Source organism: Maribacter orientalis, assembly GCF_900109345.1.
In the GTDB taxonomy this organism is placed as follows: Bacteria; Bacteroidota; Bacteroidia; order Flavobacteriales; family Flavobacteriaceae; genus Maribacter; species Maribacter orientalis.
Map to the genome: position 1 here is coordinate 155,588 of NZ_FNZN01000002.1, position 18,617 is coordinate 174,204.

13 protein-coding genes are annotated in these 18,617 nt (G+C 35.2%); 2 read left to right on the forward strand and 11 right to left on the reverse strand.

The features are described from left to right. Positions 1-21: 21 nt before the first annotated feature. Entirely contained in the window at positions 22-897 is an 876-nt protein-coding gene (locus BMY56_RS04295) for a leucine-rich repeat domain-containing protein (RefSeq protein WP_091620419.1), read from the reverse strand. Between the two features lie 160 nt (positions 898-1,057). Continuing rightward, positions 1,058-2,968 (reverse strand): ABC-F family ATP-binding cassette domain-containing protein, encoded by a 1,911-nt coding sequence (locus tag BMY56_RS04300; RefSeq protein ID WP_091620422.1) that lies wholly within the window; start codon positions 2,966-2,968, stop codon positions 1,058-1,060. 137 nt (positions 2,969-3,105) lie between these two features. Between BMY56_RS04300 and BMY56_RS04305 the strand changes: the two genes are divergently transcribed. Then, the gene (locus BMY56_RS04305; protein ID WP_091620424.1) at positions 3,106-3,495 is read left to right on the forward strand and encodes a DUF983 domain-containing protein; all 390 of its coding nucleotides are present in this window, start codon (positions 3,106-3,108) and stop codon (positions 3,493-3,495) included. 2 nt (positions 3,496-3,497) lie between these two features. Here the strand turns inward: BMY56_RS04305 and BMY56_RS04310 are convergent, their stop codons facing one another. The 7 genes from BMY56_RS04310 to topA all read right to left on the reverse strand — a co-directional run bounded on the left by BMY56_RS04310 (position 3,498) and on the right by topA (position 13,134). Continuing rightward, entirely contained in the window at positions 3,498-4,535 is a 1,038-nt protein-coding gene (locus BMY56_RS04310; protein WP_091620427.1) for an NAD(P)/FAD-dependent oxidoreductase, read from the reverse strand. A 100-nt stretch (positions 4,536-4,635) separates the two neighbouring features. Further along, a complete protein-coding gene (gene porN / locus BMY56_RS04315; RefSeq protein ID WP_091620430.1) occupies positions 4,636-5,523 on the reverse strand; it encodes a type IX secretion system ring subunit PorN/GldN in 888 nt (295 codons plus the stop codon). 65 nt (positions 5,524-5,588) lie between these two features. After that, the gene (gene porM / locus BMY56_RS04320) at positions 5,589-7,145 is read right to left on the reverse strand and encodes a type IX secretion system motor protein PorM/GldM (protein WP_091620433.1); all 1,557 of its coding nucleotides are present in this window, start codon (positions 7,143-7,145) and stop codon (positions 5,589-5,591) included. A gap of 57 nt (positions 7,146-7,202) precedes the next feature. Continuing rightward, entirely contained in the window at positions 7,203-7,859 is a 657-nt protein-coding gene (porL, locus tag BMY56_RS04325) for a type IX secretion system motor protein PorL/GldL (protein WP_091620435.1), read from the reverse strand. 84 nt (positions 7,860-7,943) lie between these two features. After that, complete coding sequence (gene porK, locus BMY56_RS04330; protein WP_091620438.1) at positions 7,944-9,308, reverse strand: T9SS ring complex lipoprotein PorK/GldK; 1,365 nt, start codon at positions 9,306-9,308, stop codon at positions 7,944-7,946. Positions 9,309-9,428: 120 nt separating this feature from the next. Beyond that, entirely contained in the window at positions 9,429-10,586 is a 1,158-nt protein-coding gene (locus BMY56_RS04335) for a formimidoylglutamase (protein ID WP_091620441.1), read from the reverse strand. A gap of 58 nt (positions 10,587-10,644) precedes the next feature. Beyond that, on the reverse strand, positions 10,645-13,134 hold the full coding sequence (topA, locus tag BMY56_RS04340; RefSeq protein WP_091620443.1) for a type I DNA topoisomerase: 2,490 nt from the start codon (positions 13,132-13,134) through the stop codon (positions 10,645-10,647). A gap of 197 nt (positions 13,135-13,331) precedes the next feature. On the opposite strand from topA, the gene BMY56_RS04345 reads away from it, so the two are divergent. Further along, the gene (locus tag BMY56_RS04345) at positions 13,332-16,472 is read left to right on the forward strand and encodes a WD40/YVTN/BNR-like repeat-containing protein (RefSeq protein ID WP_091620446.1); all 3,141 of its coding nucleotides are present in this window, start codon (positions 13,332-13,334) and stop codon (positions 16,470-16,472) included. Positions 16,473-16,533: 61 nt separating this feature from the next. Here BMY56_RS04345 and BMY56_RS04350 read toward each other — a convergent pair whose 3' ends face one another. Beyond that, the gene (locus tag BMY56_RS04350) at positions 16,534-17,805 is read right to left on the reverse strand and encodes an LVIVD repeat-containing protein (RefSeq protein WP_091620449.1); all 1,272 of its coding nucleotides are present in this window, start codon (positions 17,803-17,805) and stop codon (positions 16,534-16,536) included. 73 nt (positions 17,806-17,878) lie between these two features. Further along, the gene (locus tag BMY56_RS04355; protein WP_091620451.1) at positions 17,879-18,607 is read right to left on the reverse strand and encodes a hypothetical protein; all 729 of its coding nucleotides are present in this window, start codon (positions 18,605-18,607) and stop codon (positions 17,879-17,881) included. Between the last annotated feature and the right edge of the window lie 10 nt (positions 18,608-18,617).

Here is an 18,617-nt window from a genome sequence, read left to right on the forward strand (position 1 = left end):
AACTAAAAGTGTAAACTACTCTTACTCTTCTATATCTTCAAACTTCGTATCGGCCATTTTGGTCTTACTAAAGTTGATATCTTTAAATTCAAGTTTTCTATCATCTTTATCATAATCAAAAACTAAGTATTCTTTTGTTTCTAAAAACTCTAAAGCTTTAAAAGAACTGAAATTATTATTTTGAATTTGAAAAACTTCTAAGCTTGCCAATTGGGCAAATTCATTAGGAATTTCACCGTCAAGTCTATTATTCGCTAAAACCAACTCTTTCAAATTGCTTAGCATGCCCATATCTTTTGGAACAGCGCCTTCTAATTTATTTTCAAATAAGCCTAATGTTTCCAATTGTGATAACTGCCCTAACGATGCAGGTATATTTCCATACAAATCATTACTAGAAAGATTTAAAATTTTTAAACCTTTTAAATTTCCTACTGTGGCAGGAATTTCACCTGTTAGAAAATTATTAAAAGCTGAAAGCTCTACTAACTCTTTTAAATTTCCAATTTCATTAGGAATCTCACCGTTGAGCCTGTTCATCTCTAATTTTAATACTTTTAAGTTAGACAGGTTAACTATTTCTGCAGGAAGTGCACCGGTTAAAGAATTAAATGCAAGATTTAATACTTTAAGATGCTCTAATTTTCCAATCTCAGAAGATATAGGTCCCATAAGATTATTATGAAACAAATTAATTTCAATTACTTTATTATCTTCGATTGTTATACCGTGCCATTGAGAAACCGGAGTATTTAAATCCCATTTTTTGACCCAGTGTTTACCATTAGTAGAAGTGTACAAATCAACCAAGGCTTTCTTCTCCTTTTTCGATATTTCTGCAAAACATACTGTTGTGAGAAAAAATAAGCTAAAACTTAAATAGTATAGTTTTTTCATATGTCGGCGGTTAAGGAAATTCCTTTAATTAAGAATTCTCCTACAAATTTCAACTAATAACGGTAAAAACTAAAATTTTATCGTTGACCAACCCGCGTTTGTTGTGAAAGCGCCCATTTATGTTGTGAAACTCACTAAAAGCATGGTCTATGAAATATGACTACGCTATGGATTCTATATTTAATGTAAGAACTTCCCAATCTTGCATTAGCTTCTCTAATTTATTCTTCTTTGCTTGGTAAGTATCGAAAAAGTTAGATTTCGCAATTGTTTTATCGTAATCTACCAAAAGGTTATGGTCGATTTCTTTAATTTCTTTTTCAAGACTACCAATCTTACTTTCTATAGAGCTTAATTGGTTTTTTAAACTCTTTAATTTTTTCTGGTCTTGAAAAGAATTCGATTCTTTTGGCTTCTCCTTATCAACGGCAACTACCTGCTTTTTTTCAATAGCTCTAAAGTTTTCTACTTTGCGTTGTTCTAAATAATACTCTACATCACCAAGATATTCCTTAATTTTTTGGTCCTTAAACTCATAAACCTTATTAGTTAAGCCTTGTAGAAAATCTCTGTCGTGAGAAACCAAAATCAATGTCCCCTCAAAGTTTAAACATGCTTGTTTTAATACGTTTTTCGATTTAATATCGAGGTGGTTGGTAGGTTCATCCATCACCAATACATTAAACGGCTGTAATAACATTTTTGCCAAGGCAAGTCGGTTTCTTTCACCACCCGATAATACTTTTACATATTTTTCAACTTCTTCTCCCCTAAATAGAAAAGAACCTAAGATATCTCGCACCTTACTTCTATTCTTTTCATTTGCAGCATCTATCATGGTATCTAAAATGGTTTTATTACCATCTAAATACTCCGCTTGGTTCTGAGCAAAATATCCTATCTGAACATTATGACCTAGTTTTAAATGTCCTTTATGCTTTAAATCGCCAACAATAATTTTCGCTAAAGTTGATTTACCTTGACCATTCTGGCCTACAAATGCAGTTTTGCTATCACGTTCTATTAAAAGGTTAATATCATCAAGAACATGGTTGCTACCATATGCCTTTGAAAGACCTTCAATTTCTACTACTACCCTACCTGGAGTTACAGATATTGGAAAACGCAGACTCATTACACTATTATCATCTTCATCAACCTCTATACGCTCAATTTTATCCAATTTTTTTATTAAGGACTGCGCCATAGATGCTTTGGTAGATTTCGCCCTAAACTTTTCAATAAGCCGTTCTGCTTGTTGTATTTCCTTTTCTTGGTTCTTTTGAGCGTTTACCTGTTGTTGCTTGATCTCGTTTCTTAAAACCAAGTATTGCGTATATGGCTTATTGTAATCATATATTCGGCCTAATGATATTTCGATAGTTCTGTTAGTAACATTATCCAAGAACATTTTATCGTGCGAAACAATAACAACGGCTCCTGTATAATTATTCAAGAATTGTTCGAACCAAATAATAGATTCAATATCCAAGTGGTTTGTTGGCTCATCGAGTAACAATACATCGTTACTTTGCAATAACAACTTTGCTAACTCAATACGCATTCGCCAGCCACCAGAGAACGTTTCGGTCTTTTTTTCAAAATCTTCGCGTCTAAAACCTAAGCCCTGAAGAATTTTTTCAGTTTCACCTTGATAATTGTACCCTCCTAAAATTTCATAATGATGAGATACATCGTTTAAATCTACAATAAGCTGACTATACGAATCGGTTTCGTAATCGGTGCGTTCTGCCAGTTGATGATTAATTTCATCTAATTTTAGCTCTAAGGCCTTAATTTCCTCAAAAGCTTGGTATGCTTCATCCAATACCGATCTACCCTGTACGAAATCTATATCCTGTCTAAGAAAACCTATTTTTATATCCTTCTCAACGGCAATAACACCGGTATCTAAAGGCATATCCTTATTAAGCATTTTTAATAAGGTTGATTTACCTGCACCATTCTTCCCTACAAGACCTACTCTATTTCCTCCATTTAATCGAAAAGAGATTTCTTCAAAAAGAGATTCTCCGCCAAAGGATACTGATAGGTTGTGAACGTTTAACATAAATAATATTTCTTCTGGTTTATTCTTAAAAACATCACTTTTACATAATGATTGCTCTTAAGCAAAATTTGTGTTTAATGGCTTCCCAATAAGATGAAAAGAGCCTTAAAATTGTACCTTTGTATAAAGTTTTGCAAATGTTAAAAAAAGGAAACAAACTCTACAGTATTTTAACAGGAAGTTGTCCAAGATGTCACCAAGAAAGCATGTATTTGGACAAAAATCCATATCATTTGGGTAAAATCTTTAAAATGCATGATAGATGTGGCCATTGCGACCTTAAATATAAAATTGAGCCATCTTTTTTTTATGGGGCTATGTATGTGAGTTATGGAGTAGGAATTGCCTTTGCTGTTGCCGCTTTTGTAATCGCAAAATTAATCATCGGCGCTAACCTTATTCAAACATTTATAACTATCGTAATTACTATGATTGTCTTTATGCCGGTAATTATGAGATTGTCTAGAAATATTTGGATCAACATTTTTGTAAAATATGATTCAAAGGTTAAACTTAAGAACTCCTAATTTCAATTAAACCTTGCAATATCCATTTCATCTAGAAGTGGGACATCTGTTTCTATTAGATCATATAATGCTTTTGATGCCCAAGGGGCAATCATAATACCATGTGAACCAAAACCGTTTAAAACCCATAGATTATTATACTTGGGATGTTTACCTACCAATGGCCTTCTGTCTTTTACCGTTGGTCTAACGCCTGCCTCTTGATCAATTATCCGATAAGTACAACCTAAAAGGTCGTCTAATTTTCTTTGCAATTCTTCTCTGGCATCTTCGGTAATGCAGTTATCTTTTTGGTCTCTATTGTAAGTTGCCCCTACCTTATATACATCATTACCTAACGGAATTAAAAATATAGATGATTTTATAATATTCCTTTCCTGAAGATCTTTTGCTTCAATAATCAAGTATTCTCCTTTTGAGCCTTGCATGGGCAAATACTTGAAATACGGATTTTGCATCATTCCGAAACCTTCAGCAAAAACTATATTTTTAGCTTTTATACCTTTGTAAGTAACAGAATTTGGTAGAATTGCCAACTCGTTATAATCAAATGTCTCTAAGTATATACTTTTTCCCTTTTGCAACCATTTCGTATACCCATCAAAGAGAATTTTAGTGTCTAGTTTACCGGTTTCCAAAACCTTTCCGAATTCGAAAGGGATCTTTAGTCCTGAATTTTTATTTGAAACTAATTGCGTATCTAAAAATTGTTTCAAGCTTTTTTTATCCGCAGCTTCGAACCATAAATTCTGCTCTTCAATAGAGGCGAATTTTCGTAATACATGCAACTTTTCATCAAATTGGATATTCAAGAATTGTTCAAGTTGGTTATAAAAATCAACCGCTACAGCTAATTGTTCATCTGCCCTCCATGATAAGGTAAAACGTTTTAAGATAATAGGATTATAGAGTCCGCCTGCAACTCTTGAAGATGTTTGCGACTGATCATTAAAAACAACAAAAGATTTATTATTTCTACGCAGTGTTTCACAAAAAGCAGTGCCTGCCAATCCTAGTCCTACTACCATATAATCTACCATGCCGCAAAGGTAATGACAAATGAATTCATTTATTTACAAAAACAAAAAACCCAATCTTCCGATTGGGTTTTTATTATTTGAATTGGATGTTTTATTAAGCTTAATAGGCCCACATATCTTGTTCTTTATCTCGAATAGCTTCTTTGATACGTTTAGCCTCTAATAACTGAAACAAAGCATTATCTGCAATATAATCATCTATATTTCTATCACCTTGAATATTATCCTCTTTATAGATAACTGCGTTAAACCTTCTTGCGTTCAACAACATATCGTAAGAGATAGGCTGAGCGGAATTCTGTTGGTTAAAAACTTTTGCTTCATGAAGTATTTCACGTGCATCTGGAAACCAAACCCAGAAAAGTTCCACCATATCAGGATTATCATCATCCATAAAATTTACATCTGGCGCAACTGGGGCAATACCTAAAAGTCGGTATTTTAACTCACCTTGTCTTTTATCAAAATACCAAATTCCTTTAATATGATATTCTTCTATATCGGATGCTGATATATTTCTACGAGTAATATACTCTTCTGAAACAGTTTCACCTGCATTCATTTGCTCATACCCATAATCTAGAGTATCAACCATCTGCAAGGCATCTTTTAAATCGCCAAAAGACCTTTTTTTAGTGAAATAAGAATCTGTATACGTTTCTAAATTTCCACTCTTTAAATTTTTAATTAGAACGTGATATAAAGACCTTCTATCAGGTCCAATATCCATAGTATCTGTTGGATAATATAATGGGAAATTAATTCTCTCATCTAAATCTATGGTCTCCCATAAAGTTTTAGACCAAAGTATATCCCTATCATCTACATAACCGTATGCTAACGGAGCATCATTATCGACAGCTTTCTGAGCTTCTGTACGCACACCAACCTCATCGGGTTTTTTAGCATTCAATACATTTGCTTGGGCCATCATTGATACTGGTAACATAGTTACCGCTCCCATTACTAAAACATTTTTCCAATTCATGTTTGATTCACTTTAAAATTAACCGGGTAAGACCGTTAGGCTTACCCGGTAGAATTCCATTTAATTTAGTTTGTAATCTCCACAACTACTGGAGATACTTTCTTCAACTTGTAACTTTTGTTATTTGTGATATAAGCTTCGATATCAAATATTTGAACGATATCTCCTCTCTTGGCACGATCTAATGCTGCTTTAGCCTTACCATCCATCTTATTTCCTCTTACAGTAACAGTTGGTTGACCTGGAACTTTGAATTTAAACCCGCTTACCGCAAGATTTAAATCAAAATCGAAATCTTCTAAACCAGCACCTATAGTAGCTATTTCAACATTTCTTTTAGGAAGTTTAATACTACCTGTCTGCTTACTTACACTACCTTCTGGTCTAGGAATATCTTTAATTCTGAATTCTAATGATGACCCTACTGGTTCACCATCTGGTAATGTACCTGAAGCCTTAATAGTAACTGTTCTACCAGTACCTGGGTTCATAACATACTTGCTACCACCAATTGACTTTAAACCTGGTGCAGAAGCATTTACTTTGTTATTTGCAATACCTGGTATAGAAATCGACATTGGATTTGCTACCCCACGGTAAACAACATTCATCTTATCAGCTGCGATTAAAGCGCCACCTGGCTTAGATATTGTTGCGAATGAATTATTAACCTCTACAGGAATTTCTTCACCATCTTGCTTAAAATAGATTATACCTTTTAATTCATGATCACCGGCAGAACCAGAACCAATTAGCATTTTAACCCCACCTGCTTCCAATTTATAATCAGAACCTTCTGAAAGTTTTCTACCATCTAACGTTAATTCGGCTCTTACTGGAGTAGAAGAATTATCAGTTTTACTAATGATAATCTTTCCATCGTACTTCTCACCTGTGTAGTATGCAGATTTTGTAGCTGTAAGTGATGTCGCAAAATTCTTTAAAGAAACTTGACTTGTTAACTCACCTTCTAACATAGATTTTAAAGCTGCTTCTTCAGTAACTTTTACATCTGCTTGAAGTGCGGTTAACTTTGCCAATGATGCTACTAAAGGATACCCTTCATAATGATAGTTGATCCAGTCTTGCATACCATCTTTAGCTTGAACTTTACCTTCTTCGTTTCCTGTTTGAAAACGATCTACAACAGATGCTTTCAAAGAAGCTGGAACAATAGCAGCTACATTATCTCTATAATCTGTAATTCTTTTCATGAATTCCTTTCCGCCTTCAGAAAGATTATCTCCTTGAAAGAATTTTTGATCTAAGAAATCTGACATATCCATTCTTGCATAATCCTTAGGATTTTCAAGACCTTCAGTCATTCCAGTTTTTAGCGACTCTAAATAATCATAATATTCTTGAGACATTGCTTTAATCTGTTGAGCATTCTTATACAGCTTTTCATATTTAGCTGCATCTTCAGATGCTTTAGTTTCCAGACTACCTAAGAACGCTTCGTTACTTGCGGTTGTCATTGCGTTTGAAGTCTCTAGCTTTTCATTCATGATACCGAATGCAGCTAATACTTCCTTACTCATGTTTAATGCCAGCATTGCGATGAAGATCAAATACATTAAGTTGACCATCTTCTGCCGTGGTGAATTTTTTCCTCCTGCCATGGATTTATTTTTTTAGATTTTAATTAATAATTGACTTGGGTTCTATTAAAATCCAATTTAGTTTTTACTCATTGCAGATAGCATGCCACCATAAACACCATTCAATGAAGAAAGGTTAGTTGACAATGATGCCATTTGATCCTTAAGAGCACTTGCATTTTGTACTACTTCTTCGTTTACTGAAGCTTGTCTGCTAGCACTTTCTAATTGTACTTTATAAAGACTGTTTAAAGACTCCATTTGATTGGCAGCTTGAACCATTTCACTTGAATACTTCTTAGTAGATTCCATTGCATCTACTGTAGGAGCGATACCTTTAGCGGCACCTTCAAAGTTTTTGATGCTAGAACCTAAGCTCTCCATAAGACTTGCGTCTACACCAGCTTCTTTTAACAAATCGTCTAATTTTTTAGATAAAGATGCTTCTGCTTCTTTTATTTCAGCAGCTTGTCCTTTTTTAGGAGAAGATTTGCCTTCAGCACCAGCTAATTCTGGGTAAACTAATGCCCAATCTAAATCTTCGTCTACTGGTTCGAATGCACTGATTGCGAATATAAGAGCTTCTGTAATAAGACCTATCGCTAGAAGAATACCTCCGTTTAAAGGACCTAACTCCCAGTGAAGAATTTTGAATAATGCACCAATAATTACAACTGATGCTCCTAGGCCGTAGGCCATGTTAAATAATTTTTTTGTGGATTTTGACTGTGCCATGATTTTAATTGAATTTAAGGTTTAATAAAAAAGATTTGGTTAAAATTTAATTTGAATTTATTATAAAACTGTATTTACTACTATTTATTGTGTAGAATCCTCTTCGCCCATGTAATCTTGAACTGTTCTGAATCCTATGTAACTACGAGCAGAATCTGCATATTCGTAATCTCTTGTACTTACTTGTAAGAAGTAAGCTACATCTTTCCAAGAACCACCTCTAATAACTTTTCTAGTATTCGATTGATCACCGCCATTAGGGTTCATCGTTGATACATAATCATATGCACTTGGGTCATAACTTGAATTCGTCCATTCAGAAACGTTACCGGCCATATTGTACATATTAAAGTCGTTAGGCTCATAAGATTTTGCTTCTACTGTATATAGTGCGGCATCTGCGGCATAATCACCACGTTGTGGTTTAAAATTAGCCATAAAACAACCTGTATCACTTATTACATAAGGTCCACCCCAAGGGTATGTTCCACCTTCGATACCACCTCTTGCGGCATATTCCCATTCGGCTTCGGTAGGAAGTCTAAATTGATTAACGAACTGCTTACCTCTACTCTTGTTATCGTCGTTCTTATATTTAGTTCTCCAATTACAAAAAGCTTTTGCTTGTTGCCAAGTGATACCTACTACAGGATATTCACTGTATGCATCGTGCCAGAAATAGTCGTTGTGCATTGGCTCGTTATACGAATAAGAGAAATCTCTAATCCATACAGTTGTATCTGGATAAATTTCCACTTCTTCTGTACGAATAAACTCCTTACGGCTTTTATTACCCTTTGTAGAAGCACGTGCTGCTGCTTCGATATCCATCCAATTGTACTTAAACTTTAGCTTTTTTACATCTATAGTTCGCTGACCGTTATAAGATTCTTCTTCAGATAAATAGATAGAATCCATTATTTCAGTATAATACTCATCTGGATAATCAGATGTGTTCCAGACCAATTCCTCATCCTTACTCAACGCTCTACCTTCGTAACCGGTCTCGCCCATTCCAGAATAATTATCTAGCATATACTTATCATAAACAGATGCTCTAGTAGTATCTGCATCTTTAAATGCATAATCACCGATACCGCCCTCTTCAGGGCCGATACCCAACTCATCTGCCAATATTGCCAATTTGGTTCTTACGATAGAATCCTTTACCCATTCTACAAATTGACGATACTCACTATTTGTGATTTCTGTGTCGTCCATGTAAAAAGAACGTACGGTAACCGTTTTGGTCGGTGCGTTCAATAATTTTGCTTGGTCTTCTTCACTCTTACCCATAATGAAAGAACCTCTTGGGATAAGTTCCATTCCATATGGTTTTTCCGGATACCACTTTTTTCCCTGGACACCGGTTAGCTCTCCTTTAGTCTTAGACCCACAACTGGTGAGTAAAAAAATAAACGCTATAGAGGATAACAATAGCTTCTTCATACTTTAGGTTAAATTTCGATTATGGTTAAACTCAGAATACAATGATTTATTCTAACATCTAAAACTATGTTTTATATAAAATATTGTATTAAAGCCTTTAATGCTTAAAAATTATTCTTGTTAATTAAAGCCTTTCTTATATGCTTTAAACCACCTTTCAGGAATGCGTTGATTACATGCATCTAAATAATCCTTCTCGGTGCAAGGTAATAACGCAGGTGTATGGCCTTTAGTATGTGAAGTAAAAATTGATGGGACTTCTACCCACCATCTTTCTGTTAATAAACTTTTGTAGAACACTAATTCTTCATCTTCGCTAGGCACATTGTACTTCACAAAGTCTTCAGTTTTAGAGTATGGAGATTCTTGAATTCTGTAATTGATACCCTCTATAAAATACCAAATAATTTGAGCTATCAATTGCTGGGACTGCACGGTGTTTTCCATCTCGTACAAGCCAAAAACAGAGACCTTATCGCTTATTCCAGCATATCGCGCAATGGCACATATTTCGCGACCGTCAAAACCATTGGGTGAAAAATTGCCTGACAATGACATTTCACTTGCCTTAACAGATCGTAAATCTAAACTTACCATATGCGCATTTCTAAGTACCGGTTCGGCCAATGAAATATCATTGGCGACTTCGCCAAGTCGATACGCATCAAAAAATAAACGTTCCATTAAATCTATTTCTTCTTGCGCATTGAAATAGCTTTGATAACCAATATTTGAAAAATTAAAAAGATTGTTGGGCTTATCAGTAATGATCTTACTCATATAAGAATGAGAAGATATAATTTCATCTTCGATACCAAAATCGAACCTACTATCGACTGCCACAAGATTGATCATATCTCTAATGCCATCAAAAGCTCTATAGGCAGGGTATGTAAGATCCTGGGTAGCACCAAGTATTATTGGAATAATATTTTCCTCTAATAAACCTGCCACTATTTCTTTTACAACAAAATAGGTGTCATCTACTGTTGCACCTTCTTCTATATCACCTAAATCTACTATGGTACCGTTCCAATTACCAATTAAAAGCTTGTAGAATTGCAATCGAATACCTGAGACATCTAACTTCTCGTGCTTTTTTTCATAGGCATTTCTAGACTCCCTAACCCCTAAAAGGGCCACAGTAGCATTGGCCAGAACAGGCAACCCGTCCTTTTCAGTATGTATATAGGTATTTTTACCAATAGATTGACTAGGCAGTAACTCATTATGGGCCAAAACTTTGTCCGGTACCGGAACTAAAAAATCAAAGGCCATTTACAAGTGGTTTAGGAATCATGAACATATTACACTGATCTTACGATCTAAAAATATATTACTTTTTTGACTTAGGTTTAGCTTTTGCCTTTTTCTTTGGTGTTTTTTTCTCTATCAACTTCTGAGCTTCTTCTAATGACATTTTAGTTACATCGACAGTCTTTGCCAATTCTACCTTAATCTTGCCTTTTAGTACATTATGGCGTCCCCATCGTGCTTTTTCGATACGTATACCTTCTTCTTCCCAGTTTTGTACAACTTTATCTATTTCCTTTTGTTTCTTGGTTTCGATAAGTTCAATGATATCATCATTTGATAGATTATCATAGTCATATTTTTTATTGACATTAATGAACATTCCGTCCCATTTAATAAAAGGCCCAAATCTACCGACTCCCTTGGTCACTTCTTTTTCTTCATACATTGCAACTGGCGCATCGGCTTTCTGCTTTGCAACAATTAACTCAATTGCCCTATCCATTTCAATTTCAAAGGCACTTTCACCTTTATCCATAGAAATAAATTTTTCTCCAAATTTCACATAAGGTCCAAATCTACCGACATTCGCCAATACTTCTTCCCCTTCATAAACACCAAGCTTTCTTGGAAGCTTAAATAGATCCATTGCCTCTTCATAGGTAATGGTGTTCAATGACTGCTCTGGCAACAAACTTGCAAAAGTTGGCTTCTCTTCATCATCAACAGTACCGACTTGTACCATTGGGCCAAATCTTCCCAAACGCACAGAGACCTGCTTTCCACTTTTAGGGTCAATTCCTAAAATTCTTTCTCCGCTGGCACGATCCGCATTCTCTTCTACATCAACTACATTTGGATGAAAATCTTTATAAAAGTTTTTCATCATTTTCTTCCAATCCTCATCACCTGAAGCTATTTCATCAAAATCTTCTTCAACCTGAGCGGTAAAGTTATAGTCTAAAATATTGGCGAAATTGGTAACCAAGAAATCGGTAACAATCATACCAATATCAGTAGGTACCATTTTACCTTTATCTGAACCTACATTTTCTGTAAGATTCTTTTCTTGAATTTTATTTGATTCTAAGATCAATTGTTGATACTTACGTTCAGCACCTTCAATAGTACCTTTTTCAACATAACCTCTATTCAGAATCGTAGAAATAGTAGGTGCATATGTAGATGGTCTACCAATACCTAACTCTTCTAATTTTTTAACCAAAGATGCTTCTGTAAATCGGTAAGGAGGCCTGGTAAAACGCTCGGTAGCTGTAATAAAATTATTCTGTAAAGACTCTCCTTCTTTCATCGCAGGCAACATTCCTTCTTGCTCTTCTGCTACATCTTCATCATCTACACCTTCCATGTAAACTTTTAAGAAACCATCAAATTTTATTACCTCACCGTTTGCAGTAAATTCCTCTTTATGCTTATTCGTTTTAATCTTAACATTGGTTCGCTCTAGTTGGGCATCGCTCATTTGCGATGCAACTGTACGTTTCCAAATTAAATCGTACAATTTAGATTGATCTCGCTCTAATGATGGAGATTGATTGGTCATCTCAGTAGGCCTAATAGCTTCATGCGCTTCTTGAGCTCCTTTAGATTTACCTGTGAAATTCCTAGTATGACTATATTTCTCACCGTAATTTTTAACAATGGCCTCTTTAGCAGCGGTCAATGCTTCATTGGATAAGTTTACACTATCCGTTCTCATATAGGTGATTAACCCTGCTTCATATAATCGTTGTGCCACTTGCATGGTCCTACCTACAGAAAAATATAATTTTCTTGAAGCTTCTTGTTGAAGTGTAGAGGTTGTAAATGGTGCTGATGGAGATTTCTTAGCCGGTTTTTTATCTAATTTACTTACTGAAAACTCAGCAGATATATTTTTCTCTAAAAAGGCCTTAGCTTCTTTTTCAGTATCGAAAGTTTTGTTCAATTTGGCCGAAAATACACTTCCTTCCTCTGTTTGAAATTCTGCCGAAATCTTAAAAGTTGCTTGTGGCTCAAAACCTTCAATATCTCTTTCTCGCTCAACTATAAGACGAACTGCTACAGATTGAACACGACCCGCAGAAAGACCTGGCTTAATTTTTTTCCATAAAACAGGAGATAGTTGATACCCTACTAAACGGTCAAGAACACGTCTTGCTTGTTGGGCATTCACCAAATTGTAATTGATTTCCCTAGGGTTCTCAATTGCCTTTTGTATGGCGGATTTTGTAACAGAGTTAAAGACAATACGCTTGGTCTTTTTCTTATCTAAACCTAGTTCTTCTGCTAAATGCCAAGAAATAGCTTCTCCCTCGCGATCCTCATCACTGGCGAGCCATATAGTTTCAGCTTTATCAGCCAGCGTCTTTAGTTTTTTGACCAGAGCCTGCTTATCCTTGTCAACTATATATTTTGGGGTGAAATCGTTCTCGACATCTACTCCCAACTCATTTGAAGGAAGATCCGCAATGTGACCAAAACTCGATTCAACCTTAAAATCTTTTCCCAAAAACTTCTCTATAGTTTTGGCCTTTGCAGGGGACTCAACAATTACTAAATTTTTCGCCATCAACCTTGTTTATGCTTACAAATGTATACTAAAAATTAAACTTTAAAATTTCAGGCATTCATTTTTTCCTTTAAATAGGCCTAACTTTCCTTATAAAATCATGAATTTCATAGAAATAAAAAAGTTTGGCTATGTCGATTATCAATGAAGATTAAATAATTCTATTTTTAAGGAATCTAACTACAACTCACTTTAAAATGAAAAAGTTACACTTCACTATTCTAATTGCAATATTCTGCTTACCACCATTTCAAAATTTAAGCGCTCAAAGTAAAAAACACACGGTTAGCTATACCGAAACCTTATATAACGGTATGGAATATCGACCTATCGGACCATTTCGAGGTGGTCGTGCTGGCACGGTTGCCGGTGTCGCCAACAATAATAATCTGTATTATATGGGAACCGCAGGCGGCGGTGTTTGGAAAACCACAGATGCAGGCAATAGTTGGCAATGTATCTCTGATGGATATTTTGGAGGTTCTATAGGTGCCATTGCCGTATCTGAATCTGACCCAAATATTATTTATGTTGGCGAGGGTGAGCAAACATTACGTGGTAACGTTTCTTCAGGTAAAGGGCTATGGAAAAGTATGGATGCAGGAGAAACTTGGAAATTTATTGGCCTCAAAGATTCAGAACATATTTCTAGAATAAGAATTCATCCTAAAAATCCTGATTTGGTTTACGTAGCCGCTATTGGAAATTTATGGAAACCAAATGAAACAAGAGGTGTTTTTCGCTCTAAAGATGGTGGCGATAATTGGGAAAAGGTACTTTATGTTAGCGATAAGGCTGGTTCAGGGGATTTAATCTTAGACCCGAACAATAGTAGAATTATCTATGCCACCACTTGGGAAATGAAAAGAAACGGATACCGAATGGATAGCGGCGGACCCGATAGTAAACTCTTTAAAAGTACTGATGGTGGAGATACATGGAACGATATCTCAACAAAATCTGGATTACCAGGTTTTCCTTGGGGAATAGTCGGCATCACGGTTTCACCTGTAGACTCGAATCGTATATGGGCTCTTATTGAAGCAGAAAACGGTGGCCTTTTTAGATCTGATGATGCAGGGGCTACTTGGGAAAAGATAAATGAGAATAGAGCACTACGCCAACGAGCTTGGTATTACACTCGTATTTATGCAGACACAGAGAATATAGATAAGCTTTACATCATGAATGTCAGTTATGGTGTCTCTACAGATGGCGGGAAAACCTTTACTCTTAAAAACGCACCGCATGGCGACCATCATGATTTGTGGATTGACCCTAATAATAATAATCGAATGGTTATTGCAGATGACGGTGGTGCTCAAATTTCAAATGATGGTGGCAATAATTGGACCAGTTATTACAACCAACCTACAGCACAATTTTATCGAATAGCAACAGATAGTATTTTTCCATATCGTATTTATGGTGCACAACAAGACAACACTGCAATACGCATTTCTCACAGAACATCTAGCGAGTCAATTACTGAAAGAGATTGGGAGCCTACAGCTGGTGGCGAAAGTGCACATTTGGCTCCAGACCCGAAAAACAACCAAATTGTTTATGGTGGAACCTATAAAGGGTACATGAACCGATTAGACCACGCAACCGGTCAAGCAAGATCAACCAATGTTTGGCCAGATAATCCGGCAGGTTCAGGAGCTGAGATTATGAAATACCGTTTTAATTGGAACTATCCTGTATCATTCAGTAGACATGATTCCAATAAACTATATGCAGGGTCTAATTTTCTTCATGTTACTACCGACGAAGGTCAATCTTGGAAAACCATTTCGCCAGATTTAACTAGAAGTATTCCTGAAACAATAGAATCTTCTGGCGGACCGATAACCCAAGATAATACAGGAGCTGAATTTTATTCAAATATTTTTGTCATTTCTGAATCAATTCTTGAGAAAAGTGTAATCTGGACAGGTAGTGATGATGGCTTAATTCATGTAACAAAAGACAATGGTTCAACTTGGACCAATGTAACACCACCAGCTACAATGTCTCCAAAATTGAATATGATTAATTCTATTGATCCCAGCCCTTTTCACAAAGGCACAGTATATGTAGCAGCTACAGCTTATAAATTTGGCGATTACACTCCCTATTTATACAAAACTGATAATTATGGAGAAAGCTGGACATTAATCACAAATGGTATTAAAGACAATTATTACACAAGAGTAATTAGAACTGATCTTGTACGTGAAGGACTATTATATGCCGGCACAGAATGGGGTATGTATATTTCCTTTGACGATGGTAAATCTTGGGCTCCTTTTCAATTAAACCTACCAATAACCGCAATACGAGACTTACAAGTCAGGGACAATGATTTAATAGTAGCTACTCATGGCAGAAGTTTTTGGATTATTGATGACCTAACACCACTTCATCAACTGTCGCCCGAAGTAGCCAATAGTGATTTTTATCTTTATAAACCAGGTATATCTTATAGAATGCACCAATCGGGTGGATGGTCTGAACCAGACCCAAAATTGGTAGGCAAGAACCATCCTGACGGTGTTATCATCAACTATGTTTTAAATAAATATCAAGAAAGCGATTCTGTTCAACTAGATATTCTGCAAAAAGACGGTTCATTAATACAGAGCTTTTCAAATAATGCCAAATCGGACAAACTGAACCCCTCAGAAGCAAAATCCTTAAAAGTAAAAGCTGGAGGAAACAAATTGGTTTGGGATATGCGTTATCCAGGATTTAAGACATTTGAAGGTATGATTTTTTATTCCTCTCCAAATGAAGGTCCAAAAGTAACACCAGGCACCTACCAACTAAAACTTACTGTCAATGGAACATCCAAAGAACAAGAATTTAAAATTATAAAGGACCCAAGATTGCCTAACACACAGAGTGATTATCAAGAGCAATTTGATTTTCTGATTGCCGTACGTGACCAAGTAAGCAAAGCTAATGAAGCAATTATTAAGATTAGAAGCATTCAAAAAGATTTGAAATACCTTAAAGAAAAAACGAAAGACAATGATGCCATTCAGCAGTTAGTATCTGACTATGAAACTGAACTTTCGATAATAGAGAATAACATTCATATGACTAAAAATCAAAGTAGGCAAGATCCACTTAATTATGGCATTAGAATAAATAACAGAATTGCATTTCTATTAGCTGATTCTCAAAGAGGTGATTTCGCCCCTACACAACAAGCTAAACAGTTTTTCAAAGAAATCACCGATGAACTGAATGTAGAACTGAAAAATCTAAGCCATCTTATTGACAAACAAACAGAAATTGTCAACTCTAAAGTAAAACTGGAGGATATAAAAATGATATCGTCTGAACAATAATCAATAAAAAAAGGGAAGCTAGTTTTAGCTTCCCTTTTTTTTATTAAATAAACCAATAGATTTACAATTCAAAAGTACTTAAGAGTCGAATATCATTATCTACATATTCGTATTGGTATAAGAATCGGTCACCAATCATTAAAAGTGATGATGCCAATGGTATTACATCATACGCAATAATATTTTCGAAAGTATTAATTAGAGTAATATTAGGGGCATCGCTCTTATCATATACTTTTAAACCAGCTTGACCGTCGCAAATAAAAAGGGTATCGTCTTTAATTCCTAAACCATTTGGGCCATCCATCGGGTAAATAACTTTTAACTCAGGATTCTTCAAATTAGAAATATCTATTACATACAATCCGCTTTCAGTATTTCCACAAAATCCGCCTCCTTTTAGAGTGACATAAGCGTAATTACCATCAACTACCACAGGATCACAAGCCGTGCCATGTCTAAATTCTGATATGAATTCAGGTTTTTCAGGATTCTTAATATCATATATATACATGCCTTGTGAGCCACCAATAAATAGAATATCACCTTGATTGTATATGGTTTCAATATCCCAAGCTACCTGCACATCATCTAAAACTTTTGGCTCCTCTAAATTAGAAATGTCAAAAATATTGATATCACTATAGTCCACCACATATAAATAGTCATCGATTATTTTAAAACGAGCTAAAGAACCACCCTGCCCTGTAGAAGGTTGAGGCGAGCCACCAAAATTTTCCAATGCATTGTCAAAGCTACAAATGTCACAATTAAACTGGGATTCATATTCAGCAACCGACCTTCTTTCTGTTGTAACTTCCCAACCAATAACAATATCGGTATCAAAATCGATATCATCATATTCATAAAAATCCGCTTGCGGGTATTCTATGCTTGTCGTCCATACCTCATTATTATATATCGCATTCTCAATACGGCTTATTAGTTTAATATTTGTAATGTCGGATATATCAAAAATCACTAAGTCACCATAACTATCAGCATACAGTTTTTTGTCTTTTATAGAAATATCATAATTACCCTCAAGCTTAATAAATGCAATACTTTCAGGTGATGATGGATTTTGATTGTTGATTACATGAAAACCCAGATTTACATCATTTATAAAAATATAATTCTGATAGGTATAAATTTTACCCGATGAAACAATTGGTGTAGGATCAACAATATCGATTGCTTCAGCTTTAAACGATATAGCGTCTTGCAATATAGGTCGCGCTACCAAATAGTCTCCATATGGCCCATCATCATCATCGCAGGAAATAAAGATGGATACTATTATAGTTAACAACAAAAAAACATTCTTTCTCATGGTTTATAATTTACTGGTTGTTGTTAATAGATGAGAGATACAACTTTTAGTTGCGTACCTTAACTAATATTGTCTATTCAATCTCATTGAAACCTATACCATCTTTATACATATAATAGGTAGGAACTTTGCTTAACATAGCCGTAAATAATACACCTACACAGCATAAAAGGAAGCCTAATTCAGCAACAATACCCGTTACCAAGACTAATCCGAAAATAACAAGCCAATTTTTATTTCCAAGTGCAAAACTTGCCTTAACCATTTCTAATGGCGAAAGTTCATTAGAAAAAGCCAAGAAAGCTGGTATTAATGAAAGAGGAACGATAACGTAAATAAGACCAACACCACAAGCAAGAAGCCCTAGTATGGATAACACGAGGGTATACAGTGCTAATATAAAAACCTTTCCTAAACGACCTTCTTTAAAAAAATAGAAATAATCATCGCTCGTTTCTTCTCCTATATCTTTTTGTCTACAAATCTTTAAGAATGCCGCATTTAAGGCCAAAGCAAAGGTTGAGACACCAATGGCAACCACTGGCGCAAGAATACCCATTGCCATAGCAACCATTGGTGGCAACTCATTATTTCGAATAGCCTCTGGATCTGTTATACCAACGGCTATCATTGGTATATAAAGAATAATATAAAATGGCAAAATAACAACGAAGGTCAACAACAATAGAATAAAGCCTTGCAGCCAGACTTTTTTAAACAATTCAATAGATTTACTGAAAATATCTCCAAAAGATAAATCTGCATTCGATTTTATACGTTCTGTAATGATTTCTAAATTCATAACTAAGGGT